Origin of the sequence: Methylobacterium sp. WL116 (assembly GCF_008039455.1) — a bacterium.
Lineage (GTDB): Bacteria > Pseudomonadota > Alphaproteobacteria > Rhizobiales > Beijerinckiaceae > Methylobacterium.
The window spans coordinates 1-1702 of sequence record NZ_VRUV01000746.1 but is presented as its reverse complement, the minus strand read 5'-3'; the positions used below and the strand labels follow the sequence as shown (position 1 = coordinate 1702).

The window sequence follows — 1702 nt, the reverse complement described above, 5'->3', positions numbered from 1 at the left end:
GTGCGATCACGCGTGGCGCGCCGGGCTCCGGGCTCGCGAGGGTCAGGCGCGGCGCGGCGTCGGTCTCGGCGCGCGGGCCGAACGCATCCGGCTCCACGCTCACCCCCGCCGCCTCCAATTCCAGCATCACCAGGACGAGGGCGTCGACGTCGAAGGTCTCGACCGGCAGAGCCGCCTGAAGCTCGCTCGCGGTCAGCTCCCCGCGCTTGCGCCCCAGGGCGATCAGACGGTCGAGCGTCGCGCGGTCGATCGTGCCTGCCATCCGTTTCCTCCCGCCGTTTCCCCTGCGATAAGTGGCGCCGGGCAAGCGGGTTTCACGGACCTTCGCAGGCGCGCGCGGGCTCAATGCGGCGCGTGCGCGGATCCTGGCGCTGGGGCCGATCGTCAGTACAGCGCCCTGGCCAAGCCGATGAGGCTGTCCTCGCGATCGATCGCCTCGTCGGCATCCGGGCGCGTCAGCTCGGTCCGGAACTGCCCCGGCGGGAGGCCGAAGGCCGCCGCGAAGGCGCGGCTGCAATGGCTTTCGGTGGCGAAGCCGTGGGCGTAGGCGAGGCTTCCGAGACGGCGCGTCTCGCCGGGGCGCAGGAGGGCGCGGCGCAGCTCGTCCAGGCGTCGCTGCTGGATGAACCGCCTCACCCCGCCATCCACGCCGAAGACCCGGTACAGGACGGAGCGCGAGATCCCGATCCCGTCCGCGACGGCATGCGCGTCGAGGTTCGGGTCCGGCAGGCGCGTCGCGATGAAGGCCTCGGCACGCCGGCGCCGCAGCGCGTCCCCCGCCTCGGCCGGAAGCGCCTCGGCCGAGGCCGGCAGGCCCTTGAGGCCTAGGCTCAGCAGGTTGATCGCCGCCGCCGCGACGTGGGCCGACGGATCGGGCCGCAGCGATGCGGATCGCCGCGTGAGCGAGGCCAGGAAATCCGTGAGCAGGCCGCAGGCCGCGGCCGGCAGGACGGTGCCGTGGATCCCGGCCGGATCGGAGATCACCTCCGCGACGTGGGCGCGTGCCACTTGAATCGAGAGCAGGTCCGCGCGCGTCGTCATGCGGGAGACGTGGGGGCGGCTCGTGTCGAGCACGACGACCTCGCCGGGCTGAAGCCGCCGCTCGGCACCGGGCGGACCGGACACGAAATCCCCGGATCTGAGGAGATGGAGCGTGATGTGATCGAAGCCGTGGCGGCCGACGCACGCCCAGGTGCGGTTCGACAAGACGCCTTCCACGCGCCGTTCATGCAGCACCAGGCGCGGGAGGCGGATGACGTTGAGGCGCGCGCTGAAGCCGGCGCCGATCCGCGACAGGTCGGCGACACCGCCGTAGAGGCGGTGATAAGCTTCGAAATTCTCGACGTCCAACTGCAGACCCCAACGCGCCCGAGGCATGCCGTCAGACGCCAAGCAACGGCACGGCTTCGGGCATTGTTCCGCTTGATATCGGCAACCTTAGATAAGCCTGACTTCACCTTTGCGTGATCTCTGATCGTGGCTTCCTCGCCGGCAGCCACGTGCGGCCTGCGCAATCCGCGTCGGCGTGCCGGCTGATGCCCGGCATCCCGCTTCCCATCCGTCGCGCAGGCAGGCTGTAAAGGGCGGACCAATTCCAGGCCGCTGTGGCGGAGTAAAACCAGGCCAATGGCGGCCGCAGCTTGAACGATGAAGGGGCCCGATCGGGCCCCTTCATCGTTTATCGCCGACCATGAGGCTCAAG

2 protein-coding genes are annotated in these 1702 nt (G+C 70.6%); both read right to left on the bottom strand.

The window, feature by feature from the left end:
* Positions 1–262, bottom strand: a 262-nt coding sequence (locus FV223_RS26895) for an RNA polymerase sigma factor region1.1 domain-containing protein (RefSeq protein WP_187276264.1), incomplete at its 3' end; no start/stop codon positions are given.
* A 122-nt stretch (positions 263–384) separates the two neighbouring features.
* Entirely contained in the window at positions 385–1350 is a 966-nt protein-coding gene (locus FV223_RS26890) for a helix-turn-helix domain-containing protein (protein WP_187274889.1), read from the bottom strand.
* Positions 1351–1702 lie beyond the last annotated feature (352 nt).